The organism is Martelella sp. K41-7 (assembly GCF_055808365.1).
Window position 1 is genome coordinate 360,422 of the sequence record NZ_CM147867.1, and the last position, 24,565, is coordinate 384,986.

The following is a 24,565-nucleotide window of genomic DNA, read 5'->3' on the forward strand; positions in this document are numbered from 1 at the left end:
TGAAGGATTTTGCGACTATATAAGGGTGATGCCCTCAGGCAGCAAGGCAGGGCCGGAAACTGCTTGTCGTTATGCCGCAACAGATCTCATCCGGTATCATTTCATGGGAAATTTAAACCGATTTTATCTTTTATGTTGAAATTTCGACGATTTTTGAATTAAAATTTTAAATCAGGATCCGAAGCGCAGCGCGCGCGCGTGCATTCATCGGGAGAAATGCCATGGCCCAGAAAGTCAAGCTTTCCACAATCGCCGAATCTCTTGGAATTTCCACGGCGACGGTCTCGCTGGCGCTCCGGGACAGTCCTCTGGTTGCGGCCACCACCCGCGAACGCATCAAGGAACAGGCCCGCGCTCTGGGGTATATCTACAATCGCCGCGCCGCCAGCCTCAGAACCTCGCGCTCGGGCATTATCGGTGTTGTCGTGCACGACATCATGAACCCCTTCTATGGCGAGATCCTCAAGGCGATCGAAAGCGAGCTTGATCGCAACCAGCACACTTTCATCCTCTCCAATCACTACGATTCGGTCGAAAAGCAGCGCAATTTCATCGAGACCCTGCTGCAGCTTGGCGGCGACGGGGTGATCATGTCACCGGCGATCGGTACGCCGCCAGCCGATGTCCAGCTCGCCGAGGATAATAACATGCCAGCGATTTTTGTCGCCCGTACCATGGAGGAGCTGGACCTGCCGACTTATCGCGGCGATGACAGCTACGGCATCGCACTTGCCACCAATCACCTGATCGGACTAGGCCATCGCTGTATCGCGATGATCGGCGGCACGGATCAAACGTCAACCGGGCGCGATCGCTATGCCGGATATGTCAACGCGTTGAAAAAGGCCGGAATCACGGTTGATCCGGGCCTGCGTATTCCCGGGCCACGCACCAAACAGGGCGGCTTCGAGGCGGCCGTACATTTCCTGTCCCTGCCGCAAAAACCCACGGCTGCCGTCTGCTGGAATGATCTGGTCGCCATCGGCCTTATGAATGGCATTTCGCGGGCAGGCCTGACACCGGGGGCCGACATTTCTGTGACTGGATATGACGACCTGGAGGAAGCCTCGATCTCCACGCCGTCGCTGACGACGGTTTGGAACGGTCAGGCCGAGGTTGGCCGGCTGGCGGCGCGCGCGCTGCTCGACAGGCTTGCCGGCTCGAATGCCCCCAATGGCATGCATCTCATCAAGCCGGAAATGCGGATCCGCCAGTCAACTGGCCCCCATCGCGAGACCGCCGAGAGCTATCTTGCGCTGTAAAGTCGGGCGCTATTCACGAATTTCAATCGCCAAAACATATTCGGGAGGCATTATGCCCAAACCAGTAGTCATGCTTTCGCAAAATATGAACCCCTTTATCCAGAACGTGCTGAAAGACGATTATGAACTTGTAACAATGCCCGAAGGCGGGCCCGACGCCCTTGGTGAAAAGGTAACCGATATCCGGGCCGTCGTGGCCTTTGGCGGTTTTTCCGGCGTACAGATGGACGCCTTACCGAATCTTGAGATCGTTGCGTGTCCGGGCGTTGGATATGACGGTATTGACACGGAGCATGCGGCAAATCGCGGCATCGTCATCACGCACACGCCGAATGTTTTGAATGACGAAGTTGCCGATACCACCATTGCGCTGTTTTTGAACGCAGTTCGTCGTCTTTACGCTGCTGAGACGTGGTTGCGCGATGGTCGTTGGCAGACCGAGGGCAACTTCCCGCTCTCGCCTTTTTCGGTGAAGGGGCGCAAGGTCGGTCTCTATGGTCTCGGCCGGATCGGGCTTGAAATCGCAGGTCGGCTGGAGCCGTTCAAGGTCGAAATTGCCTATCACACCCGGAGCCCGAAAAAGGGTGTCGCCTATGCCTATCACCCGACTCTTGCCTCACTGGCCGAGGCCGTCGATACGCTGATCTGCGTTGTGCCGAAGACCCCCGAGACCCACAAGGTGATCAATGCCGATATCCTTTCGGCGCTCGGCCCCAATGGTATTCTGGTCAATGTCGGGCGCGGCTGGAGTGTCGATGAGGATGCGCTGGTCGCCGCCCTCGAAGCCGGCACGATCGGCGGGGCGGGTCTCGATGTCTTCTATGACGAGCCGCATGTGCCGGAGAAACTGCGCGGCTTCGACAATGTCAGCCTGCTGCCCCACGTCGCTTCCGCCTCTGTACAGACCAGGAGAGCGATGGGTCAGCTCGTAGCCGACAATCTGAAGGGCTGGTTTGCCGAAGGCCGCCCGGTTACGCCCGTGCCGGAAACGCCGGTGCCGCCGAACGTCTGAAGCCGTCCTTCAGGATTGCTGTTTTCTGGCGGCAATGATCTTTTGCATGAGGCCTACAAACTGTGCGCTCTCTTCGTCCGAAAGGTTGAAGAGAGCGTCTTCGTTCTCGGCGGTGGCTGCCGCGATGGCGGGGTCGCGCAGGGCGCGGGCATGCTCCGTCAGCTTTATGCGCTGCACGCGGCCATCCTCCGGGTCTTTTTCCCGCTTGACTAGCCCGTCGCGTTCCATGCGCGAGAGCGTGTTGGCCATTGTCGCCTGCTCGATATCGAGCCGTTCCACCAACTGCTTCTGCGTCAGTCCGTCATGTTCCCACAATTCCAGAAGCGCCGGAAAGGTGCCCGTCGTCAGCCCAAGTGGCCTGATGCGACCAGCAAGTCCGCGTTCGAAAAGCCGTGCCAGATGATTAGCGAGATAGCCGGCGGAACTGTCTTTTGAAAAGGTCATGCGCTTTGTTAGCATTTGCATAGCAAGCTATGCAATGATATATAGCATGCTATATAAATAACGGAGTATGACCATGCTAAAGACTGTTCATCCCATCACCGGCGCTCTCGCGCTTGCAACCATCACCGCTTTCTGGCTGTCGACTATTCTGGCGGAGACCTTCGCCGGCCCCGCGCTTATCGTGATGGTCAAGACCACGATCCCCTGGGGGTTTTTACTGCTGGTGCCTTGTCTGGCGCTGGCGGGCTTTTCCGGTTTTCGCCTTGCGCGGCCAATGCGCGGACCGTTGGTGGCGGCAAAGCGCAAACGCATGCCGATCATTGCCATCAATGGCATTGTCGTTTTGATACCGTGCGCGCTGTTTCTTTCCGCAAAGGCCGAGGCTGGTGAGTTTGATACTTTGTTTTATGCCGTTCAAGCAGTCGAACTCGTCTCTGGTGCGGTCAATATCGCGCTTATGGGCATGAACATGCATGACGGCTTGCGGATGACGGCAAAGCGCCGCTGACCTGCGTTGCATATCACCGGCACAGCGCGTCAGCCCCGGCTGGTGCCAGCCGCATAGGCGCGCACAGCATCGCCAAACGCTTCGAAGAGCCTCCGCGAGGTGTTGTCGGTTGTCGCCCAGTATTCCGGGTGCCACTGGACGCCGACGGCGAAGTTCTTCGCGTCGATGACCGAAACCGCCTCGACCGTGCCATCCGGGGCGACGGCCTCGACGGTAAGAGCGGGCGCAACGTCGCCAATGGCCTGTCGATGCAGTGAATTGACCTGCACCTCCCCGGGGCCGAGGATATCGCCCAGGCAGGAGCCTTCCTTCACATGAACCGGCTGGCGGATGACGAACAGCGCGTCGCGGTCGCCTTCCTGCGGCTGGCGGTGGTCATGGCGGCCCTCAAGCTCATGCACTTCACTGACCAGCGTGCCGCCGAGCGCGACATTGAGCTCCTGAATGCCGCGGCAGATGCACAAAAGCGGCATACCGCGCTCGATTGCCCGGCGGATCATCGGCAGTGTGGTGGCATCGCGTCCGGGGTCGAACGGACCGTCGCGCTCTTCTTCTGCCTTGCCGTAAAGTGCGGGGGCTACATTGGTGCGCGAGCCGGTAATCATCACCCCGTCGACCCGGTCGAGCATGGCGTCAATGTCCTGCTTGTCACCAAGGGCGGGAACGATGAAGCTCATCGCGCCTGCCACATCGAGCGCCGCGCCGACATATTGCTGCTGTGCGGCATGCCAGGTGGTGTCGCGGAAAAAACAGGTGTCAGCAGGAACGGCGACGATCGGTTTCGGCATGGGAACTCCGGCGTTTGTTTTTCGAAGTGATGTCGCCTTGCCGGTATTCTGTCAAATGAAACCGTGGGGCCGCTCATGGCAAATTCTGATCGGTCGATAACGGCAGACAATCAGAGACCATTAGACAATGGTCGTATGGGCCGTGTTTCAGCGTACAAAAGTCCCGTTGACATGCGGGCGGGAGTTGAAAGACGTCAAGCAAAGTGCTTTGCTTTCAGGGACGCCCGCCGGAGGAGAACGTGCGCGGGTGCATCATATTTTGGGAGGAATCTATGGACCGTCGTTCGTTTATCAAAAAGGTCGGCGCGGGTGGCGTTGGCGCCGCTGCGGCAACCGCGCTTGCAGCCCCTGCGATTGCGCAGGAAAACCCGAAAGTGACTTGGCGTCTGACCTCGTCCTTTCCGAAGTCGCTCGACACAATCTATGGCGGCGCGGAAGACATCGCCAATCACGTTTCGGCCGCAACAGGCGGCAATTTCGAAATTCAGTGCTATGCCGCAGGCGAAATCGTACCCGGTCTTCAGGCTTTTGATGCGGTGCAGAGCGGCACGGTCGAGGCAGCCCATACTTGTTCCTATTATTTTTGGGGCAAGGATCCGACATTCGCCATCGGTACCGCCATTCCCTTCGGCCTGAACCAGCGGTTGTCCAACGCCTGGTTCTATGAAGGCAACGGCAACAAACTGATGAACGAGTTTTACGACACCTATGGCGTCTACGGTCTGCCGGCGGGCAATACCGGTGCACAGATGGGCGGCTGGTTCCGCAAGGAAGTGAATTCCGTTGAGGACCTGAAGGGCCTGAAGATGCGCATTGCCGGTCTTGCGGGCCGCGTGATGGAAAAGGTTGGCGTCGTGCCGCAGCAGATTGCCGGTGGCGATATCTATCCGGCGCTCGAAAAGGGCACGATCGATGCGGCCGAATTCGTCGGTCCCTATGATGACCAGAAGCTTGGCTTCTACAAGGTTGCCAAATATTACTACTATCCCGGTTGGTGGGAAGGTGGCCCGGTCATCCACGGCTTCTTCAACAAGGCCAAATATCAGGGGCTTCCGAAGCACTATCAGGCCGCACTCGATGATGCCTGTGCCTTTGCCAACACCAACATGATGGCGAAATACGACGTCAAGAACCCGGTCGCGATCCGCGAACTGATCGGCGACGGCGCGGTGATGAAGGGCTACAGCACCGAGATCATGCAGGCCTGCTACGAGGCGGCTATGGAAGTCTATGCCGAGCTTGGTGCCGAAAACGCGACGTTCAAGAAAATCTACAATGATCAGACCGAATACAAGAACGCCGCCTATGGCTGGCTGAAGACCTGCGAGTTCCGTTTTGACCAGTTCATGATGGCGCTGCAGAACGCTGGCCAGATCAAGCCACTGTCGTAAGCCACAAAGACCATTCAATCAAAAACGAAACCCCGGAAAGCAGAAGCTCCCGGGGTTTTTCTTTGCCTGCCTGACAACCGAGCTGTCAGTTGAAATTCAAGCTCGGCGGCTCGTCCAGGTTGAGGCTGTCTCCGTTCGAACCGCTATCGGAGGGGCTGTCTCCGAAGTTCGGCAGTGCGAAGGGATCATCAGCCCCGCCGTCGCCGCCGCCGAAATCGAGATTGAACGGATCATCCACGCTGCCACCGAAGGAGGGCATCTCGATCGTCACCGAATCAGGATCCACGGTTACCACGTCATCCTTGTAGTGGGTGACGAGCTTCGGGAAGAAGATCACTGCGAGGATGGCGAGGAACTGGATCACGATATAGGGGATGATGCCCTTGTAGATCTGCAGCGTGCGCACGCCCTGCATGATCCTGCCTGTCCCCTTGTCCGTCCATTCTCCGACCGGTGTCACTGAGCGCAGGTAGAACAGCGAGAAGCCGAAAGGCGGCGTCAGGAAGGAAGTCTGCAGGTTGAGGCCGAGAATGATGCCGAACCAGATCAGGTCGATCCCCAGCGCTTCCGCCGGCGCCACCAGAAGCGGCACCATGATGAAAGCGATCTCGAAGAAATCGAGGAAGCAGCCGAGAATGAAGATAATGATCGTGACCACGATCAGGAAGCCGTATTCACCGCCCGGAAGACCGGTCAGCAGTTCCTCGATCCAGACATTGCCGTTGATCCCGTAGAAGGTCAGGCTGAAGACGCGCGCGCCCATCAGGATCATCATCACGAATGCGGAAAGCTTGGTGGTGCTGTCGAGTGCGTTCTTCAGCGATTTGAAATCAAGCCGGCCCTTGGCGAGCGCGAGAAGAAGGGCGCCTGTTGCCCCCATGGCACCGCCTTCCGTGGGGGTCGCGATCCCGAGGAAGATTGTGCCGAGCACCAGGAAGATCAGCGCCAGCGGCGGCACCAGCACGATGATGACCTGCTGGCTGAGCCGCGACAGGATATTCAGCTTAAGCCGGTCATTGGCAATCGCCACGAGATAGACGGCGAGAACGCCGAAGACCATCGCCGACACAAACCGCCAGGCCTCGTCGAGCCCGGTGAACAGCACATGGTAGCCGACGAAATAGAGCGCGACGGCGACCGCGATCATCACGAACAGGGAGATGACCCCATTGCCAAGCGTGCGGGCCGCCACGGGCATGGCAGGCGCAGCCGACGGACGGATCATCGTCATGATGAAGACGTAAAGGCAGTAGGCGGCAATCACCATCAGCGCTGGATAGAGTGCGCCGACATACATGTCGCCAACGGAGCGGCCGAGCTGGTCGGCCATGACGATCAGAACCAGCGACGGTGGCACGATCTGCGCCAGCGTGCCCGACGCCGCGATGGTGCCGGTGGCAAAGGAGCGGTCATAATTGTATCGCAGCATCACCGGCAGCGAGATCAGGCCCATGGCCATCACCGAAGCGGCGACCACACCGGTGGTTGCCCCGAGCAGCGCACCGACAAGCACCACGGCATAGGCGACGCCGCCGCGAACGGGACCGAAAAGCTGGCCGATTGTGTCCAGCAGATCTTCGGCCATGCGTGAGCGTTCCAGGATGATGCCCATGAAGGTGAAGAACGGCACCGCCAACAGCGTCTCGTTCGACATGATGCCGCCGAAGAAACGGTCTGGATGAGATTGCAGCAACGGCCAGAACAGGGTGATCTCGGGCGAGATCGAAGAGAACTCAACGCCGAGAACGAAGAAGGCGAGCCCGCCGGCAGCCAGCGTGAAGGCGACGGGATAGCCCAGCAAAAGCATCGCCATCACGGTGATGAACATGATGGGGGCGAGATTATGCGCGATGAGATCAGTCATTCGGCATATCCTCAGTCATCATGTGTGCGGCGTTGCCGGCGTCTGAATAAAGCCCCGCGTCTTCCTTGATGTGTCCGGAGAGGGAGGCGGCGCGTTTGATGATTTCCGAAAAGGCCTGCAGCAGGAGCAGAATGAAACCGATCAGGATGAAGGATTTCGCAGGCCACAGGATGAGCCCGCCGGCATTGGTGGAGTGTTCGCCGCTCGCAAACGAGCGCCAGAACCACGGCCAGGCGAGATAGATCATCATCGAGGCGAAGGGCACGAGGAAGATGATATGCAGCACGAGATCAATCCAGTCGCGGGTGCGCTTGCTCCACGACGACGACAGAATGTCGATCCTGATGTGCTCGTTGCGCAAAAGCGCATAGGCGGCAGCCAGCATGAAGACCGCGCCAAAGAGATACCATTGTAGCTCCAGCATGGCGTTGGACGAAAGCGAGAACAGCTTTCGGCTTACAGCATTGCCGGCACTGACCAGAACTGCAATCAGAAGCAGCCAGGACACCGAATGTCCGATGAATTCGTTCAGCCTGTCGATGGTACGGCTTATTATTATAAGTGGTTTCATTTTGGGGCCTCCATACCGTCCGACTTCCTTAATGGAAGTTGTCAAGGCCACGCAACATGCCTTTGGTACAATATGAGATGAAAAAGGCCGTCTGATTGTATTTTTGCGCATGTTTTGCATCGGAGTGCGGAAACTAATTTCTTTTTCGCTGTTTCATCCTGTGTGCGGGTATGCGTCGGATTATTGCCCGGTGCAGGCATGATGTGGTAACTCGGGGATGAACGGGACATTTGTCCGGATGGCGCGGGAGGCCGGCCATGCCGGATCGCACAGGAGGGATCTATGCAGAATGTTGATACGGGCAGCGCCCAGCCCGCGGACGAGGTTGACTTTGCCGAGCACGCGAACACTTACAAGCAGTTCCTGAACGGCGCCAAATACGGTGCAGCTCTCGTCGTCGCGCTTCTTGTGGCCATGGCTGCCGGGCTCGTCGGGCCGTTCGGATTTATCAGCAGCTTGATTATTTTCATTCTCATCAGCGCCATCGGCATCTATATTCTTCGTTGAGCGCCTGTTCGGGCGTTTCTTTTTCTTCGAAGCGCGGCATAACGAACGCTAGGCCGTTGCCCTTTGTTGCGCGTTTCGATCTGTCTTTGGGAGACAAGCTTGAGCAAGAAATTATTTGTGCCGAAGGAGACGTCCGGCGCGGAAACGCGTGTGGCGGCTTCTCCCGACACAGTCAAAAAACTGAAAGCGCTCGGCCTCGACATCGTGATCGAGACGGGAGCGGGCTTTGCCTCTGGGATCGATGACGATGCGTTCCGCAATACCGGTGCCGAAATCGCCGGTCCGGATGCGGCATCCTCTGCCGATGTGATCTTCAAGGTGCGCCGGCCGGAGCCCCATGAGTTTGCTGCCTATAAAAACGGTGCGATCGTCGTGGCGATGATGGATCCCTATGGCAATGAAGAAGCCCTTGGCGCCATGGCCGAAAAGGGGATTTCGACGATTGCCATGGAATTAATGCCGCGCATTACCCGCGCGCAATCGATGGATGTGCTCTCCTCGCAGGCTAATCTTGCCGGCTATCAGGCGGTGATTGAGGCGGCGGTCGTGTTTGACCGTGCCATGCCGATGATGATGACGGCGGCGGGCACTGTGCCTGCCGGCCGCGTTTTCGTCATGGGCGCCGGTGTTGCCGGTCTCCAGGCGATTGCGACGGCGCGCAGGCTTGGCGCCGTGGTTTCGGCAACGGATGTTCGCCCGGCTGCCAAGGAGCAGGTTGCTTCGCTCGGCGCAAAATTCATCGCGGTCGAGGATGACGAGTTCAAAGCGGCAGAGACGTCAGGCGGCTATGCCAAGGAAATGTCGGACGAATATAAGGCCAAGCAGGCCGAACTCGTTGCTGCACACATCGCCAAGCAGGATATTATCATTACCACCGCGCTGATTCCGGGCCGTCCGGCGCCGCGGCTGGTCACCCGTCAAATGCTGTCTGCGATGAAACTCGGTTCGGTCGCCGTTGACCTGGCAGTCGAGCGTGGCGGCAATATTGAGGGCGTAGAAGCGGACAAGATTGCCAATGTCGAGGGCGTTTCGGTTGTCGGCTATCTCAATCTGCCGGGCCGGATCGCGGCCTCCGCCTCGCTTCTTTATGCCAAGAACCTGCTCACCTTCTTCCAGACGCTGGTCGACAAGGAGAGCGGCGAGATCAACATCAACCGGGACGATGAGCTTATCGCCGCCACGCTTTTAACGCATGAAGGCGCGGTCGTTCATCCGAAATTCGGCGGTGCTGCCGCCGGGGAGAGGCCTGATGGCTTTTGAAGATGTCACCACCTCCATCAATGAGGCGATCACCTCGCTGGAGCAGGCCAAGACCACGCTCGGCAATTTCGAGGACGGTTCGCTGGCCGCTCTTGCCCACGGGGCCACAGGCGGAGCCGTGGATCCCTTCGTGTTCCAGCTTGCGATTTTCGCGCTTGCCGTGTTTGTCGGCTATTACGTCGTCTGGTCGGTTACGCCTGCGCTTCATACACCGCTGATGGCCGTCACCAACGCCATTTCCTCTGTCATCGTCGTCGGCGCGCTTCTGGCGGTCGGCCTTTCAGCCAGTGGCATTGCCACCGGTTTCGGCTTTGTGGCGCTCATTCTGGTCGCCATCAATATTTTCGGCGGGTTTCTTGTAACCCAGCGCATGCTGGCGATGTACAAGAAAAAGGAAAAGTAAGGCGGTCAGAACATGTCAGTCAATTTCGCAGCCTTGCTGTTCCTGGTATCAGCGGTTCTCTTCATTCTTGCGCTTCGGGGCCTGTCACACCCCTCGACCAGTCGCAAGGGCAATATGTACGGCATGGTCGGTATGGCAATCGCCATCGGCACGACCCTGCTTCTGGCCAAGCCCGGCTTTTCGGCGCTGGTCTTCATCGTTCTGGCGCTGGCGATTGGCGGCGGCATCGGTGCCTATATCGCGCGCACCATTCCGATGACGGCAATGCCGCAGCTGGTTGCCGGGTTTCACTCGCTCGTCGGCCTTGCTGCCGTTCTGGTGGCCGCCGCGGCACTCTATTCGCCGGAAAGCTTCAATATCGGCGTGCCGGATGACATTCATCTCAGGGCGCTGATCGAGCTTGCGATCGGTGCCGCGATCGGCGCAATCACGTTTACCGGGTCGATCATTGCCTTCCTGAAACTCGATGGCCGCATGTCCGGCAAGCCGATCCTGTTGCCAGCCCGCCACGTGATCAATATCGCGCTTCTGGTCTCCCTTGTCGTGTTCATGGTGTCGCTTTCGGCCACAGCCAGCCCGATCCATTTCTGGCTGATCGTCATCGTCGCGCTGGTGCTGGGTGTTCTGCTGATCGTGCCCATCGGCGGTGCTGATATGCCGGTCGTGGTTTCGATGCTGAACTCCTATTCGGGTTGGGCTGCTGCCGGTATCGGCTTCACGCTCGGCAATATGGCGTTGATCGTCACCGGTGCGCTGGTCGGCTCATCCGGTGCGATCCTGTCCTACATCATGTGCAAGGGCATGAACCGCTCGTTCATCTCGGTCATACTCGGCGGTTTCGGCGGTGAGGCTGCTGCTGCTGGCGGCGGTGATCAGGTCGAACGCAACGTGAAGGCCGGTTCGGCCGACGACGCAGCCTTCCTGATGGAAAACGCCTCCAAGGTGATCATCGTGCCCGGATACGGCATGGCGGTTGCCCAGGCCCAGCACGCGCTGCGTGAACTGGCCGACCTGCTGAAAGAGAAGGGTGTCGATGTCAAATATGCCATTCATCCGGTTGCTGGCCGTATGCCTGGCCACATGAATGTGCTGCTGGCAGAAGCCAATGTGCCCTATGACGAGGTGTTCGAACTGGAGGATATCAACTCCGAATTCGCGCAGGCCGATGTGGCCTATGTGATCGGCGCCAATGACGTCACCAACCCGGCTGCCCGTGATGACAAGACCTCATCGATCTACGGCATGCCGATCCTCGACGTCGACAAGGCCAAGACCTGCCTGTTCGTCAAGCGTTCGCTTGGCTCAGGCTATGCCGGCATTGACAACGAGCTGTTCTACAAGGACGACACGATGATGCTGCTTGGCGATGCCAAGAAGATGACCGAGGACATCGTCAAGGCGATGGGTTGACCGGTTCTTGCCGAATGAGTGTTTCTGACGCCCTGGCCTTTTGAAGAAGGCCGGGGCGTTTTCATGTCTGAAAGGGTGGTTGAGGGAACCTCTGCCAGGGGGCAGGCGTTCAACTTCGACGATTGATCATGAGGAAATTGAGGTGAAGCTTGTTCGCACGATGTCTGCGCTCCCGTTGCTCGTCGCTTTATGCGTTTCAACGATGAGTCTCGACATGCCCGAAAATCCGCCCGTACCGGAACAGCGCCCCGATGACCTCGCGCCAACTGCCGCCGATGATGAGGCCAAAGCAGCGGAACCTGCAGAAGAAGTGGCAGAGCCAAAGGCACCTGCTGACCCCGCGCCCCCGATGGAAGACGACGGTGCATTCAGCCGCTGCACCGCGGCCCTGACGGCGCTCGGCGTGGAATACGAGGTGTTGGAGACCATCGATGATCCCGGCAGGTGCGGGGTGGGACGGCCGCTCAATGTCATCATGGCGCTTGAGGGCGTGCCGCTGGAACCGGCCGGAACGATGCGGTGCAAGACGGCGCTGTCGCTTGCCCGATGGCTTTCCGGCTATGTCGGGCCTTCAGCGGAAATCGCCTTCGGGTCGGGCACCAAGTTGACAGAAGTCCGACAGGCCTCGACCTATATCTGCCGCAACCGCAACAGCCGTTCCGATGGCAAGATTTCCGAACATGCCAAGGGCAATGCCGTTGATATCCGCTCGCTGACATTTTCGAACGGTGAGACGGTCGACATGGTGCCGCGCAAGGAGGATGGCAGCTTCACCGGCGCCTTCCAGCGCACGGCAAGCGCATCCGCCTGTCTGTTCTTCTCGACGGTTCTCTCACCCGGCAGCGACGCGACCCATCAGGACCACATGCACCTCGATGTCATCGAGCGCAGCCGCGGGTATCGCTATTGCCGCTGATTCAGGTCTGGAGCCAGGTGATGGCTGCATCTTCCTGTTCGGGCTCGAAGACCTTCACTTCGGCGTGGAACAGCATGCCGAACATCTGGACAGCCTGGGCGAAGCCGCGATTGTCGCTAACAATGGCGATGTTCTTGAAGTTCAACGGTTCGGAGCGCCGGAACGGCTGGCCGCCCATGGCGGAACCGATATCAGAGCCGGCGAAGTCCGTGGCTGTGACCAGCATCAGCCGCAGGCCATCATCGACGGTGCTGCGCTTTTCGAGCGCCGGCAGCAACTCGTTCTGATAATCGCTTGCGCTCAGCGCGTTGTGGATTGTGAAGCCGATGATGTTGTCCGGCAGGTCTTCGATCTTTTCGAGCATGTAAGGCCTCCATTTTGCGTTGTTTTAGCGCGGGTCGTTCGACAAGGCCAGTGAAAGAAGTTTGATCGCTTTCCATGGCGATGTAGCCGCTTCGTATCCACCTGCTGATAAAACATGAATAGGCCAGTCATATTTATACTTTACCTTTTTTGTCATGTTTTATAATGTCCTCCTGTCATCAATGAAACGGCGAAGGCCGGGAGGGTGAAAATGGCGAAGAAAAACAAGCGCAAGTCGGCCAGGAGCAATTCAGGCCAGCAACAGCAGGATGTGACCCTCGTTGCCGAGGCGCCGGAAGGTCTCAGCGGCCGCAGTTTTCTCTATGTCGGCGGGCGCGATTGCCAGGTCGCCCACCTTAAGGCGGTGGCCGATGATTTCGGCGCCGAGCTTTTCCATCATGACGGCGGGTTGCGCGAAGCCGTATCACGCATCGACAGGGTGTTGCCATCGGTCGACTGTGTTTTCTGTCCAATTGACTGTATCAGCCATGACGCCTGTGTGCGGGTTAAAAGCGGCTGCAAGAAGTTCAAGAAGGCCTTTATTCCGCTGCGCAATGGTTCGAAATCCTCGCTCGAGCGCGCGTTGCAGACCATGAGCGAGCGCAAGAATTGATCAACGGCCTTTATAAAGGCACGATGGGGGGCTGATCGGGCTGCACCGGGCATGCGGATGCGCAGGTCTGACACTGTGCGGGGTCAACCGGTCTCTTGCAAAAGAGCAATCGGCCGACATCCTCGATTTCCCCGTTCCTGAATTCAAAACACTGGCAGGTGAGGGCCGGCGTCCAGCCACGGTGATTGACCTTGCCCGCTGGCGAAACCACATTATTCCCGAGAAAGAAACGGCCTGAGGTGCTCACATGTATGTTGCGATGAACCGGTTTAAAATTGCCATCGGATCCGAGAAAGAATTCGAAGCCGTCTGGAAAGGGCGCGATTCGCGGCTTTCCGAGCTCGCTGGCTTCATCTCCTTTCATCTTCTGAAGGGCAGGACTTTTGATGACGACGGCTACACCCTCTATGCCTCGCACACGCTCTGGGAAAACGAGGAAGCCTTCGCCGCCTGGACCAAATCGGAACAGTTTCGCGACGCCCACAAGAACGCCGGTGAGCGCAAGGTGAACTATCTCGGCCATCCTGAGTTCGAAGGGTTTACCAGCGTCGAGGGGGCCTGAATGTCTGATCCGGCCAATATTGCCGTATTACCGGTTCTGCCGTCTCTCGATCTCAACGAGACCAAGGCGTTCTACAGCGAAAAGCTCGGCCTGTCGGACGTGGTCCACGAGGCCGATAACTATCTCATTCTGAGACGGCCGGGGATCGAGCTTCACTTCTGGCTGACGGACGACCGCTCTCTTTGCGAGAACACCTCAGTCTATATTCGCGGCGGCGGGGTCGAGGCGCTCTATTCAGAGTTCTCGATGCGCAAGATCGTGCATGAACGGGGCTTTGAGGAGCGCGAATGGGGCATGAAGGAATTTTATGTCGATGACCCGCATGGCAATCTGCTGCGGTTCGGGCGCATTCCCGGCGCGCCGGAATAGGCCGCAGGTCGATCACCCCTTGCGCGCCGGCATGAAGGCGGTGATGGCAACAAGCAGCCAGCTTGCGATCACCGATGTGCCGCCGATAGGGGCGGCCATCGGGAAAAAACCGAAACCGGCATAGTTTCGGGCGGCCAGATCGCCGGCAAAGAGGGCCGTTCCAAAGATCATCATGATGCCCGCCGCCAACGCCCCCATTGTTCGTGACGACAGGATTGCAAGGCCGATCAGGGCCGGGCCATTGGCAAGGCATATGAGAGCGGCGGAAAGCAGCACGGCGCTGTCGCCGTGATAGGAGGCAGCTGCCAGCATGATCCCGGCGGCACCTGCGAGGCCGCCGAAAAACAGCAATATGCGGGCGGAAAACGTCAGGTTGTCCATGGTCAGGCCTTGTTCTGCATGTGGTAGGCAAGCTTTTCGATCGGCGGCATGATGATCGCTCTGAGCTTGATGTCAGGCACCGTCTCTTCCAGCGCACGGCGGAAGCACAGCAGCCACTCGTCGCGCTCCTCCGGCCCGATCGCTGCCGGCATGTGGCGCATCTTGAGCCGCGGGTGCCCATGCTTTTCAACATAGATGGGCGGCCCGCCGAGATAGCCTGTCAGATAGTCGCGAAATTTTGCCTCGGATCCGGTCATATCAGTGGGATGAATTGCCCGGCAATGCGCGGCTTCCGGCATGCTGTCCATCAGTGCGTAGAAACGATGGGCAAGCCGTGCGACCGCATCGCTGCCGCCAATGGCCTCGTAAAGGCTGATCGTTTCCTTTGCGTTCATCGCACCATGCCCGGATCGTTCCACTTCATTCCGATGTAACCATTTCAGGTGGCGATGCAATGCAGCGATACACCTTTTTCCGTCAGGACCGCACGCTGCGCGGTGTCGAGTTCGTCACCGGTCAGGACCGCACTGAAGGTCTCAAGCCCGGTGAGGAAGTGCAGGCCCGGGCGGCCGAATTTGGTGTGGTCGACCAGAAGCACGCGGCGTTCCGCGCCTTTTACGATCAGCCGCTTGGTCTGAACCACTTCGGGGTCCTGATGAAATGCCTCGCCCTCATAGATCGCAGACGCGGAGATGAAGCTGATGTCAGCCCTCAGTCCGCGAAGTGCATCTTCGGTCAGTAGCCCGAAAAAACCGTTGAATTTGCGGCTGTACTGACCGCCAAGTGCCATCAGTTCGATCCCGGCCATTCCGGCGAGTTCGGAAATAACACTCAGATTGTTAGATATAACAGTCAGCGGCAGCCGCTGGGGAAGGTGGGCGGCGAGGTTTGCGGCGGTCGAGGAATCGTCGATCATCAGCGTCATGCCGGGCTCGATGAATTCGGCTGCTGCTGCAGCGATCCGCGCCTTCTCGCTGGCTGCCATCTTCTGGCGGTAGCGGAAATCGGCCTGAAACATCGCAGAGGACTGAACGGAAGCGCCGCCCCGCACCTTTCGCAACTGTCCGGAAGCTTCCAGCTCATCGAGGTCGCGATGCACCGTCATCTTGGAAATACTGAAGCGCTGGCTCAGTTCCTCCACGCTGGCATTGCCGCGTTCCATCAGCAGCGCCATCATCGCCGCCCGTCTTCTCGTCCGCTCTCAAAGCTCTGTCCTAAATCCGATGTTTCCGGAATTTTGATATAACACCATAGTTTACGGTATATATCACATATAAAAACGATTAAAATAACAATTAATATGATAATTATAAAATAATTTTGTGATTTTCTGTTCCCGCTGTATCATTGTTGAAGAATTAAGTCATTCGCGCCGGAAACGGCTTGACGCTTGGCAAACACATTCAGGCCCACGTCGGCTATGGCGTTGGTCAGGCAACAGGAGAATTTGTTATGGCACGGGTTACCTTGAGGCAATTGCTCGATCACGCAGCCGAATACGGCTATGGCGTGCCGGCCTACAACATCAACAATATGGAGCAGGGCCTGGCGATCATGGAGGCCGCTCAGAAGACCGCATCGCCAGTGATCATCCAGGCAAGCCGCGGCGCGCGCGCCTATGCCAACGACTTGATCCTTGCAAAACTGATCGACGGGCTGGCCGAACTCTATCCCGACATTCCGCTGGTGATGCATCTCGATCACGGCAACAGCGAACCGACCTGCATGACGGCGATCCAGTACGGCTTCACCTCGGTGATGATGGACGGTTCGCTGAAGGCCGATGGCAAGACGCCGTCCGATTACGCATACAATGCCGGTGTGACCAGGCGCGTCTGCGACTTTTCTCACTGGGCCGGCGTTTCCGTGGAAGGCGAGATCGGCGTTCTGGGCTCTCTGGAGACCGGTGAGGGCGAGAAGGAGGACGGCCATGGCTTCGAGGGCAAGCTTGAACATGACCAGCTCCTGACAGACCCAGACCAGGCCGTTCAGTTCGTCCGGGATACGCAGGTGGATGCGCTGGCGGTGGCCATGGGCACCAGCCACGGCGCCTATAAATTCACCCGCAAGCCCGATGGTGAAGTGCTGGCGATGGCGGTGATCGAAGAGATCCACCGCCGGCTGCCGGATACCCATCTGGTGATGCACGGCCTCGTCCTCCGTGCCGGAAGATCTGCAGGAGATCATCAACAAGTATGGCGGTGAAATGAAGCCGACCTGGGGTGTGCCGGTCGAGGAAATCCAGCGCGGCATCAAGCACGGGGTGCGCAAGGTCAATATCGACACCGACAACCGTATGGCGATGACCGGGGCGATCCGGAAGGTTTTTGCCGAAAACCCGGCGGAATTCGACCCGCGCAAATATCTCAAACCCGCCATGGAAGCGATGACCAAGCTTTGCGTTGAGCGCTTCGAGGCGTTCGGCACGGCAGGCCATGCCGACAGGATCAAGTCGATACCGTTGTCCGATATGGCCAAGCGCTATGCCGACGGATCGCTGGCACCGAAGATCGGCTGACAGCAGATCACCGGAATTTGAACGCCGCCGCATCCCGTGGCGGCTTTTTCACGCCCGGCGGTCCATCGAGCGCGAGACCAGCAATACCGGCACAAGGCCGGCAAGAATGATGATCATTGCCGGGACCGAGGCGCTTTCGACCTGCGCGCGGGAGGCATCCTCGTAGACGAGTGTGGAAAGCGTGTTGAAGTTGAAGGGGCGCAGCAGGATGGTTGCCGAGAGCTCCTTCAGTGTTTCGATGAACACCAGCAGGGCCGCTGTCCACAATGCGGGGCGCATGTTCGGCAACAGCACGGAGACGAGCGCTTTTGCCGGCGATCGGCCAAGCGTGCGCGCTGCCATGTCGAGGCTGGGTGACAGCTTGTGGAAACCGGCATCGACGCTGCCCTCCGCCATGGCGAGGAAACGCACGGTGCAGGCATAGACGATGGCAAAGCCGCTGCCGGACAGAAGCAGACCGCTGGAGATGCCGAAATTCGCCCTGAGCGCGCCGTCAACGGCGTTATCGAGACCTGCCAGCGGGATCAGTACACCGATGGCCAGCACGGTGCCGGGAATGCCGTAGCCGAGTGACGCAAGGCGGGTCACGGAGCGGATTTTCGGGCCGGGATGGGTTCTGACCGCATAGGAGAGCGTCAGCCCGAACAGAACGGCGAAAGCGGCGGCGAGGCTTGAGATCGAAATACTGGTAATCAAGGCTTCGAAAAGGCGTGCGGAGATGAACGCATCGAGCCTTCTGAGCGCAAACTCGGCGAGCACAAGCGCGGGAATTGCGAAGCCGATGATCACGGGCAGCAGGCAGGCAAGGCTTGCCGCGATTGCCCGGGCTCCGGAAAGCCGCTGGCGTTCGGCCTGTCCGCTGACAGAACGGCCTGCGCTGTAGCGCTGGTTGCGCCGGGCGATCCGTTCCAGCAGGATCAATGCCAGAACGAAGACTAGCATGATGGCCGAAAGCTGTGCGGCGCCCGCGAGGTTGCCGCGGTTGAGCCAGGTTTCATAGATCGAGAAGGTCAGCGTGTTGACCCCGAGATATTGCACGGCGCCGATATCGTTGAGGCTTTCCATCATCACCAGCGTCAGGCCGACGACAATGGCCGGCCGCGCCATTGGCAGCTGTACGGTGCGGAACACCCGAAACCGCCCGGCGCCAAGGGTGCGCGCCACTTCGGCTGCATTGCGCCCCTGCATCGAAAACACCGAACGCGCTGTGAGGTAGACATACGGGTAGAGCACGCCCGACATCACCAGCACCACACCGCCAAGCGACCTTATGTCCGGAAAATAATAGTCTCGCGCCGATTGAAAGCCGAACAATGAACGGTAAAGGGTCTGCACCGGCCCGGTGAAATCGAAGAACTCACCGAAGGCATAGGCAGCAAGGTAAACCGGCATGGCCAGCGGCAGCACAAGTGCTACCGACAGCAGCCGTCTCAAGGGAAAGTCGAAGGACACCACCAGCCATGCAGTGACGACCCCGATGGTGCCGGTGACGGCACCGTTTAAAACCAGAAGCCACAAGGTGCGTCCGGCCACGCGCGGCAGAACGGTTTCTGCGAGATGCACAACGGCAGAAAGATCCGACGAAAACGCCAGCCAGCAGATCGCCGCCAGCGGCAGCAGCATTAGAGCGCAGATGACACCGACCGCCAGAGGCAAAGGACGCAGCGCGCGTCGCCGTCTGGGGCGGGAAAGGCTCGCGCTTTCGGCGTTATCGAGGGACATTTGTATCCGGTCGTGTCTGGGCGGCACCTGCCATCGGCCTGCAGCGCCAAAGTTGACAAGTTTCGACCGGTTTTATTGCCTGTCGCCAAAATGCGCAATATGTCCGCTTGCCGCAGATAGCGGGTATGAACTGTCTAATAATGGAGAGGTCTTGCTTCGGTTTCCGGCAGGAACACCTCCACCAGCATGCCTTCGCTTGGAATTGCATGAACAAGGAGGCGCGCGCCGAGCCTTTCGGCAAGTCCACGGGCCTTGTGCAAATGGGCGCTTTCCGCAGCCTTACCCTCGGACTTTGCGCCCGCGCTTTGCCGTCTGCCCGGGGCTATGCCGTTGTCACGGAAGCGCAGAACCGTTTCTCCGCTTGCCGCGACCGCGGTTGAGACCACGATCTGGCCACCGGCAGGGGTGAAATGGACCGCTCCCTGGAGGAGTTGTAATGCGATTTCCTTCAGTGTTTCGGGGTCGCTCGGTGTTCGGGCGAGCACCGGAGAAAGCGCCGCGCGAATGATGATGCGTCTGGCATTGGCACGCGGCTGAACGAGGCTCACGGCTTCGGCCAGCGCATCATTGATCTGTGATGCGTCCTCGTCGTTCATCTTGCTTTCGGGGGCAGGCGGGATTGCGGCGGGCTCGGCTGCTGGCATTTCCAGCGGCGGTTCGCCAAGCAGCCTGCCGACGACCCCGCGCGCCTGCCGGCTCTTGGTGGCAATTTCGCGGGCAAGGGCGTGATAGCGGTTGTCGCCCAGCCTTCCAAAGGCCTGCTCATTGATCGTTTCGGAAAGCGAGATAATGGCGTCGAGCGGTTGTCGCAACTCGTGGCGCAAGGCCGAGCGGACACTGTCACGCTCTTCCTCGGCCTCATGGGCATCACGTCTGGCTGCGCGCAGATCGTCCTCGCGTCGCTTCAGGCCCGTTACGTCACGCAGGATGATGCAGACGCCGCCCGACTGCGGCAAGTACCCGAAATTGATGAACAGCGGGATGAGCCCGCCGCCGGATTCACGTCCGATCACCTCCAGGCTTTCTTGAATGCGGACGCCATCCTCGCCTGTCAGCAGCCTGTCCAGATGGGTTTTGAGATCATTTTGGCTTTCTTCGGCAAAAAGAACGCCTGCATCTCCACCAATCATATCCTCGGCCTCGACGCCGAAAAGAGCCAGAGCGGATCGGGACAGCGAGCGGATAAGCCCCTTGTCGTCGAGAACCAGTATGCCGTCAGCGGAAGTGTCCAGGATTGCGTGCAGCTCTTTGGCATCGCCGCCCGGCCACAGGTTCGCGACCGACGGATCAGATGGAGCGGCAGTGACACCATGATTGTGGGCGATGACCGGCATGTCGATCTGTCCGTCGGCGTTATGCTCGGGCCTCAATGTCAATGCAAGGGCCCGGTTGCCGTTCCAGGCAATTGCCTGAAGGTGGAAGGATACCGGCAGGCGGCCACCATCTGCAGTGCGCAGGAACAACCGATCGTCTGCGCCGCGCTCCACAAAGGCATTGGGGCCACCGGCAGCCGTGACTGCGTCAAGCGATCCGTAGCCGGAAAGGGAAAGAAACGCCGGATTGGTATGCAGAACGCGTTCGCCAGACTGGATTACGATAGCGTCCGCACTGGCATCAATGCTGGCAGAGGTCGTTTTGTGGCTCGGAATGCTGCGGTCCGGACTCTCCGCCGTTCGGCGGCGTATGACAGGTGATTGGGGCGATACCTTGTTTTCGGGCGGAACGGCCGTGACGGGGTGTTGTGGTGGTTCCGGTTCGTCGGCGGAACGCAACTGCGTGGCAATTTCTGCCAGAGCGTGGCGTTCATCTGCGGTCAGTTCCTTGGCGGCGGAAGGGCGTGCTTCTTTTGGGCTGGGCTGCGGGGCCTCCGTCTCCTCTCCGAGACGGACAAGTCCAAAGCCGCGGAAACCGCTGAAACTGCGTTCGCGGGAATATGTGGGAAGAGCGGCCAGGTCTACGGGAACCAGCATATCGGTGCCGGATACCGGCCATTCAACCGTGCGGCCGGACCATGTGTCCGCGCTCTTGAGAAGTTGCGCAATGGCTTTGCCACCCGCGACGCCGAGTTGTGTTTCGAGTTCTTCGAACCGCAGACCTTCGATTGTTGCTGTATCGGCACCCACGGCTGCGGCCAATTCCGCCGAGACGCTGATAATTCTTCCTTCTGCATCGGTCCGCCAGACAAAGCGAAGCGGGCGGCATGGATCATTGCCGTCCAGCGTTGTTTCGTCGTGCTGCTCCGGGTTTTCTGCGGGCAGGGGCTGTCGTTTGCGCACAACCACATTCCGGTTCTTCACGTCGGCATCGGCATCGACACCTGAGACGGTCTGCCGCACGAGCGCCCCGAGGCTCTCGTCGATCGCGGCGATGGCATCGCGGGCCGAGCGCTCCACTGTCACCCCGGTCCCTGTTTGCGCGCCGGACGGTTCGGTGGACCGGTTGCTGCCAGGCAGTTCACCGGAAAGCTCTTCGGAGACGAAGATCAGGAAAAGCCTGGGGTTGCCGGAAAGACGACCGAGAGCAACGGGCCATATCCCCGTATGGGTCGTCGCCAGACGCTCGGTGTAGCTTTCGGCACCCGCCGTCAGGCTTTCAGCGATGCGGGCGATATCAGGCTCGTTGAGCCCTGTACGGGCAAAGTCCGGCGTGGCGCGGGACAGGGCGCCGCTGGCGTCCACCAGGGCCAGATGCGCCTCGTCTTCGTCAAAGCCTGCGATCAGGTCTTCACTGACATCGCCCGGCCGTTTGGTGTCGCATCCGAACAAAACATAGCGGCGTCCGCCGAGCACGAACAATTGCGCTTCAGCCTGGGTGGGAACCCTGCGGAACCGTTGTGCAAGGTTCACCGTAAAGCTCCGGCTGTCACCCGGTTCGTTCAGCCTTCCGGCCATGGCCATGAACTGGCGAAGAAGGATGTTCTCGGTCGCATCCAGACCGGTCACCGAAGAGACGGTCTTTCCACCCAGCAGCCGTGCGCCGGCAGCGTTTGCCCAGACAACACGGTGTTTCACAGCATCGACAGCCACCATAGCTTGACCTGTGAGAAATCGGCCACGCAGCGCAGGATGGGTCGCGAATGCAATATAATGTGGGCTTGCCGTGTGCATGGCTTTGCTGTCCGGTTCGGTTTGCAGGCAGATCGCTATGTGCTGCGGTTCGAAGGGACCCGCCGCGCATCGTCTCATTTACGCTTTCTTAATAATAATGGCGATTGTGGTCCAGATCGGGCAGGATCATTTTCGTCCGCACGGTTAATGGCAAAAATGCGGACGGTCGCCGCGATCGGCCTTGTCATGATTTTTTGTGATCGTTGAAGTAGGGGCTTGCAAAATTCTGTCAGGCCTTCTATGTCAGCCGCGATGCAAAACGCATCATCGTTGTGCGGTTGTAGCTCAGTTGGTTAGAGCGCAGGTTTGTGGCACCTGAGGTCGGAGGTTCAATTCCCCCCAACCGTACCATTTTTCTTTCAAACTGTTTTCCTGAAGCGGCCGATAGTGATTGGCTTTGCCCCAGGGCGGTTGTTTCCTTCAAGCTCAAGTGATGTTGCCGTTCTGAAATATGCCAACGCGCGCTGTGGTTGTTTTGACGCTCATTTCCTCTTTATGGTTAACCGGCGGCAAATGGCGGGGCTGGTTTGCCCGCCATCCGCTGTGGAGATGTCGGTCGCGACAGCAGGAGAATCCGGTTTTCTGTCGCTCTTTGCCTAAATCAAGGTGACCGAACCTGCAGAAACCACTGGCTGACGAGCGTGCATCGGCTGGCGCGACCTTGCGCTCTACCGGTGGTTTAGATGTGCTCTCATGCTGCTGGGAAAAACGCTCGGCTCGCTTGTTTAGGAATTGTTAATGGGCTATCGTCCGATCGATTTTTAAAATTAATTTTCGTTGGGTAATCGCAGTCTATGTCCCGATTAACGAGCCGGACAGGCTTGGTAACCGTTTGTGTGTTTTTGAGTGGCTTCATCGGGCTGCCGGGCGAGAGATTCGCTGCCGCTCAGGTTCTTGAAGGACCAGGTGCGCTTTTCCTCGATCAGACACCAATCGAGATGATGGCGTCGAATTATACCAGTTTCGAAACGGGTTATCTCCTGCCCAAGGGCGCCGTTTACCTGCAGGTTGGCTCCGACCAGACCGCCGGCGGGTTAGCGACCGGCACACAGGTTTACGAGGGTCGCGCCGACTGGGCGATTACGGATCGTTTTCAGCTCAGTGCTTTCGGGCATGTGTTCGATGATCCGCCGCAATGTGGTACGCCGGCATGCGACGATAATCTGACCTTTATCGCTGGCGGTGCGGGCTTGAAATATGGCCTTATCGAAAGCTACGGACTTTCAATGGCTGCTTTCGGTTCGCTTGAGGGTGTGCTTTTGTCGGGCAACCTTTATCAGAACGATGGCAACCGCGATGTCGACCTCGCCGGAAGCCTGCAATTGCCTGTCAGCCTCACCGTTACAGACTCTCTTCGCTTTCACCTTACGCCGGGCGTCTCGTTTCTTCCCGAGAGTATCAACGGCCAGCCCTATTTCGGTACTATTCCCTTCTTTGGAGCAGGTCTGACCTGGCAGCCGGTTACGGGGCTCCAGTCCTACGCTACGGTCATGCTTCCTTACGGAACCGACGGCAATACGCTTTCAAGTTCGGGTGGATTCGAGACGACGCCTGTCTGGATGGCCGGTGTCAAGATGGCCGTGACGCCAAAGGCAGCTGTCGACATATTCGCCACCAACGGGTGGGGTATGACCCCGGCCACGAGTATCATCGCTTTGCCGCCGGAGGCAGACGATATCGCTTATGGTATCCGCCTAAGCTACACGCCGTTCGTCGGCAAGGCGACGCGCGATGTCTATTTTGACAGTTACCGCGTGGATATGCTGAGCCCTATTACCGAGCTTGAGCTTCAACGGCAGATCGGCGGGATAACACTGGCAAGCGCGGATACGCTGACCCCGCGCAGCTTCGTGATTGAGGCTGGCATGGGAAACCGGGATTTCCGTGATATTCACTTGGCCTTCAGCCCGGATCAGGATCTGCAGCTTGATGCGATATTTTCGCAGTATCCCGGCGGCGGGGCGATCGGGAATGCGCTAAGCCCCTGGAATGACGAATGGTCTTATATGGTTGGCGGCAAGTTGCGCATGATGGACCAGAAATACGGCGATCTGTTTTCGCTGTCAGGGCAGGTGCTCGCTGGCCGAGATTTCAACAAGCCGACGATCGGTGTGCTTTATGGCGCGCTTCCCGCAAGTCTCGCCATCTCGGACAAGGCGACCTTAACGCTTGAATCGAAGTTTGCGGCCTATCACTCTGAACGCCTGTGGGCTGTTGGTGGCGGTGTTTCCGTGCGGCCCTTCCGCGATCTGGAGTTGATGGGGGAGGTGACCACGGTTTCTGATGGCGGCGATACGATCTGGGCCGCAGGCGCGCGATATGATCTTCATGGAACGCCATTCAGCGCAGACCTCTATGCCACAAATGCAACAGGTTTGCACGGGATTGGGACAATGCTGGCTCAGGACGAACCCCGCTATGGACTCACACTGCGATTTGAGTATTAAGGAAGTTTAAAATGGCTCGTACATTGAAATCGTCGCAGTGCTCGCGGATGAGCGTGAGGCGCAATAGAGACCGCTTTAAGCGGCCAATACTTTCTATCTCAATGGATGAGCTTCGTTCTGGTTCAAATGTTTTAGGTATTCCATTTA

The 24,565-nt window shown here is 58.6% G+C and carries 23 protein-coding genes, 1 tRNA gene and 1 pseudogene; 15 read left to right on the forward strand and 10 right to left on the reverse strand.

Features of this window, described 5'->3' with window-relative positions:
• Positions 1-221 precede the first annotated feature (221 nt).
• The gene (locus AC0L7L_RS01745) at positions 222-1,262 is read left to right on the forward strand and encodes a LacI family DNA-binding transcriptional regulator (protein WP_272209933.1); all 1,041 of its coding nucleotides are present in this window, start codon (positions 222-224) and stop codon (positions 1,260-1,262) included.
• A 52-nt stretch (positions 1,263-1,314) separates the two neighbouring features.
• Positions 1,315-2,274, forward strand: a complete 960-nt coding sequence (locus AC0L7L_RS01750) for a 2-hydroxyacid dehydrogenase (protein WP_473511470.1) — start codon at positions 1,315-1,317, stop codon at positions 2,272-2,274.
• Positions 2,275-2,283: 9 nt separating this feature from the next.
• On the opposite strand, the gene AC0L7L_RS01755 is transcribed toward AC0L7L_RS01750, so the two are convergent.
• Positions 2,284-2,718 (reverse strand): MarR family winged helix-turn-helix transcriptional regulator, encoded by a 435-nt coding sequence (locus AC0L7L_RS01755; RefSeq protein WP_272209934.1) that lies wholly within the window; start codon positions 2,716-2,718, stop codon positions 2,284-2,286.
• Between the two features lie 73 nt (positions 2,719-2,791).
• Between AC0L7L_RS01755 and AC0L7L_RS01760 the strand changes: the two genes are divergently transcribed.
• On the forward strand, positions 2,792-3,226 hold the full coding sequence (locus AC0L7L_RS01760; protein ID WP_473511473.1) for a hypothetical protein: 435 nt from the start codon (positions 2,792-2,794) through the stop codon (positions 3,224-3,226).
• A gap of 29 nt (positions 3,227-3,255) precedes the next feature.
• Here AC0L7L_RS01760 and AC0L7L_RS01765 read toward each other — a convergent pair whose 3' ends face one another.
• Positions 3,256-4,014, reverse strand: a complete 759-nt coding sequence (locus tag AC0L7L_RS01765) for a gamma-glutamyl-gamma-aminobutyrate hydrolase family protein (RefSeq protein WP_473511475.1) — start codon at positions 4,012-4,014, stop codon at positions 3,256-3,258.
• 272 nt (positions 4,015-4,286) lie between these two features.
• Between AC0L7L_RS01765 and AC0L7L_RS01770 the strand changes: the two genes are divergently transcribed.
• Positions 4,287-5,405: a TRAP transporter substrate-binding protein gene (locus AC0L7L_RS01770; protein ID WP_272209938.1), complete on the forward strand. Its 1,119-nt coding sequence runs from the start codon at positions 4,287-4,289 to the stop codon at positions 5,403-5,405.
• 85 nt (positions 5,406-5,490) lie between these two features.
• On the opposite strand, the gene AC0L7L_RS01775 is transcribed toward AC0L7L_RS01770, so the two are convergent.
• Together AC0L7L_RS01775 and AC0L7L_RS01780 are read right to left on the reverse strand one after the other, a co-directional pair.
• Positions 5,491-7,269 carry a TRAP transporter large permease gene (locus AC0L7L_RS01775; protein ID WP_473511479.1) on the reverse strand — a complete coding sequence of 593 codons (1,779 nt, stop codon included), beginning with the start codon at positions 7,267-7,269 and terminating at the stop codon, positions 5,491-5,493.
• The gene (locus AC0L7L_RS01780; RefSeq protein WP_272209942.1) at positions 7,262-7,840 is read right to left on the reverse strand and encodes a TRAP transporter small permease subunit; all 579 of its coding nucleotides are present in this window, start codon (positions 7,838-7,840) and stop codon (positions 7,262-7,264) included. Before AC0L7L_RS01780 ends, AC0L7L_RS01775 begins: the two co-directional genes overlap by 8 nt.
• A gap of 282 nt (positions 7,841-8,122) precedes the next feature.
• Between AC0L7L_RS01780 and AC0L7L_RS01785 the strand changes: the two genes are divergently transcribed.
• From AC0L7L_RS01785 to AC0L7L_RS01805, 5 genes are all read left to right on the forward strand, one after another.
• Positions 8,123-8,347, forward strand: coding sequence for an aa3-type cytochrome c oxidase subunit IV (locus AC0L7L_RS01785; RefSeq protein WP_272209943.1), 225 nt, complete (start codon positions 8,123-8,125; stop codon positions 8,345-8,347).
• Between the two features lie 99 nt (positions 8,348-8,446).
• Positions 8,447-9,607, forward strand: a complete 1,161-nt coding sequence (locus AC0L7L_RS01790; RefSeq protein WP_473511485.1) for a Re/Si-specific NAD(P)(+) transhydrogenase subunit alpha — start codon at positions 8,447-8,449, stop codon at positions 9,605-9,607.
• On the forward strand, positions 9,597-10,010 hold the full coding sequence (locus tag AC0L7L_RS01795; RefSeq protein ID WP_272209946.1) for a proton-translocating transhydrogenase family protein: 414 nt from the start codon (positions 9,597-9,599) through the stop codon (positions 10,008-10,010). Before AC0L7L_RS01790 ends, AC0L7L_RS01795 begins: the two co-directional genes overlap by 11 nt.
• A gap of 12 nt (positions 10,011-10,022) precedes the next feature.
• Positions 10,023-11,420, forward strand: a complete 1,398-nt coding sequence (locus tag AC0L7L_RS01800) for an NAD(P)(+) transhydrogenase (Re/Si-specific) subunit beta (protein ID WP_272209947.1) — start codon at positions 10,023-10,025, stop codon at positions 11,418-11,420.
• 214 nt (positions 11,421-11,634) lie between these two features.
• Positions 11,635-12,336 (forward strand): extensin-like domain-containing protein, encoded by a 702-nt coding sequence (locus AC0L7L_RS01805; RefSeq protein ID WP_473511491.1) that lies wholly within the window; start codon positions 11,635-11,637, stop codon positions 12,334-12,336.
• Between the two features lies 1 nt (position 12,337).
• On the opposite strand, the gene AC0L7L_RS01810 is transcribed toward AC0L7L_RS01805, so the two are convergent.
• Complete coding sequence (locus AC0L7L_RS01810) at positions 12,338-12,700, reverse strand: SpoIIAA family protein (RefSeq protein WP_272209949.1); 363 nt, start codon at positions 12,698-12,700, stop codon at positions 12,338-12,340.
• 210 nt (positions 12,701-12,910) lie between these two features.
• Between AC0L7L_RS01810 and AC0L7L_RS01815 the strand changes: the two genes are divergently transcribed.
• From AC0L7L_RS01815 to AC0L7L_RS01825, 3 genes are all read left to right on the forward strand, one after another.
• Positions 12,911-13,312, forward strand: a complete 402-nt coding sequence (locus tag AC0L7L_RS01815; protein WP_473511495.1) for a DUF2325 domain-containing protein — start codon at positions 12,911-12,913, stop codon at positions 13,310-13,312.
• A gap of 247 nt (positions 13,313-13,559) precedes the next feature.
• On the forward strand, positions 13,560-13,874 hold the full coding sequence (hmuQ, locus tag AC0L7L_RS01820; RefSeq protein WP_272209951.1) for a heme-degrading protein HmuQ: 315 nt from the start codon (positions 13,560-13,562) through the stop codon (positions 13,872-13,874).
• Positions 13,875-14,243, forward strand: coding sequence for a bleomycin resistance protein (locus tag AC0L7L_RS01825; RefSeq protein ID WP_272209952.1), 369 nt, complete (start codon positions 13,875-13,877; stop codon positions 14,241-14,243). It begins immediately after the preceding gene.
• 12 nt (positions 14,244-14,255) lie between these two features.
• On the opposite strand, the gene AC0L7L_RS01830 is transcribed toward AC0L7L_RS01825, so the two are convergent.
• From AC0L7L_RS01830 to AC0L7L_RS01840, 3 genes are read right to left on the reverse strand one after another with little or no spacing between them, the layout of a single operon-like run.
• Entirely contained in the window at positions 14,256-14,624 is a 369-nt protein-coding gene (locus AC0L7L_RS01830) for a DUF423 domain-containing protein (RefSeq protein WP_473511500.1), read from the reverse strand.
• A gap of 2 nt (positions 14,625-14,626) precedes the next feature.
• A complete protein-coding gene (locus AC0L7L_RS01835) occupies positions 14,627-15,019 on the reverse strand; it encodes a group II truncated hemoglobin (protein WP_272209954.1) in 393 nt (130 codons plus the stop codon).
• A gap of 44 nt (positions 15,020-15,063) precedes the next feature.
• The gene (locus AC0L7L_RS01840; protein WP_473511504.1) at positions 15,064-15,798 is read right to left on the reverse strand and encodes a DeoR/GlpR family DNA-binding transcription regulator; all 735 of its coding nucleotides are present in this window, start codon (positions 15,796-15,798) and stop codon (positions 15,064-15,066) included.
• 278 nt (positions 15,799-16,076) lie between these two features.
• Here AC0L7L_RS01840 and fba point away from each other — a divergent pair.
• Positions 16,077-17,142 (forward strand): annotated as a pseudogene (gene fba, locus AC0L7L_RS01845) (class II fructose-bisphosphate aldolase).
• 48 nt (positions 17,143-17,190) lie between these two features.
• Here the strand turns inward: fba and AC0L7L_RS01850 are convergent.
• Positions 17,191-18,765, reverse strand: a complete 1,575-nt coding sequence (locus tag AC0L7L_RS01850) for an ABC transporter permease (protein WP_473513729.1) — start codon at positions 18,763-18,765, stop codon at positions 17,191-17,193.
• A 233-nt stretch (positions 18,766-18,998) separates the two neighbouring features.
• Entirely contained in the window at positions 18,999-22,049 is a 3,051-nt protein-coding gene (locus AC0L7L_RS01855) for a PAS domain S-box protein (RefSeq protein WP_473511508.1), read from the reverse strand.
• Positions 22,050-22,245: 196 nt separating this feature from the next.
• Here AC0L7L_RS01855 and AC0L7L_RS01860 point away from each other — a divergent pair.
• Positions 22,246-22,322, forward strand: a tRNA-His gene (locus AC0L7L_RS01860).
• Positions 22,323-22,792: 470 nt separating this feature from the next.
• Positions 22,793-24,418, forward strand: coding sequence for a hypothetical protein (locus AC0L7L_RS01865; RefSeq protein ID WP_473511511.1), 1,626 nt, complete (start codon positions 22,793-22,795; stop codon positions 24,416-24,418).
• Positions 24,419-24,565: the final 147 nt, after the last annotated feature.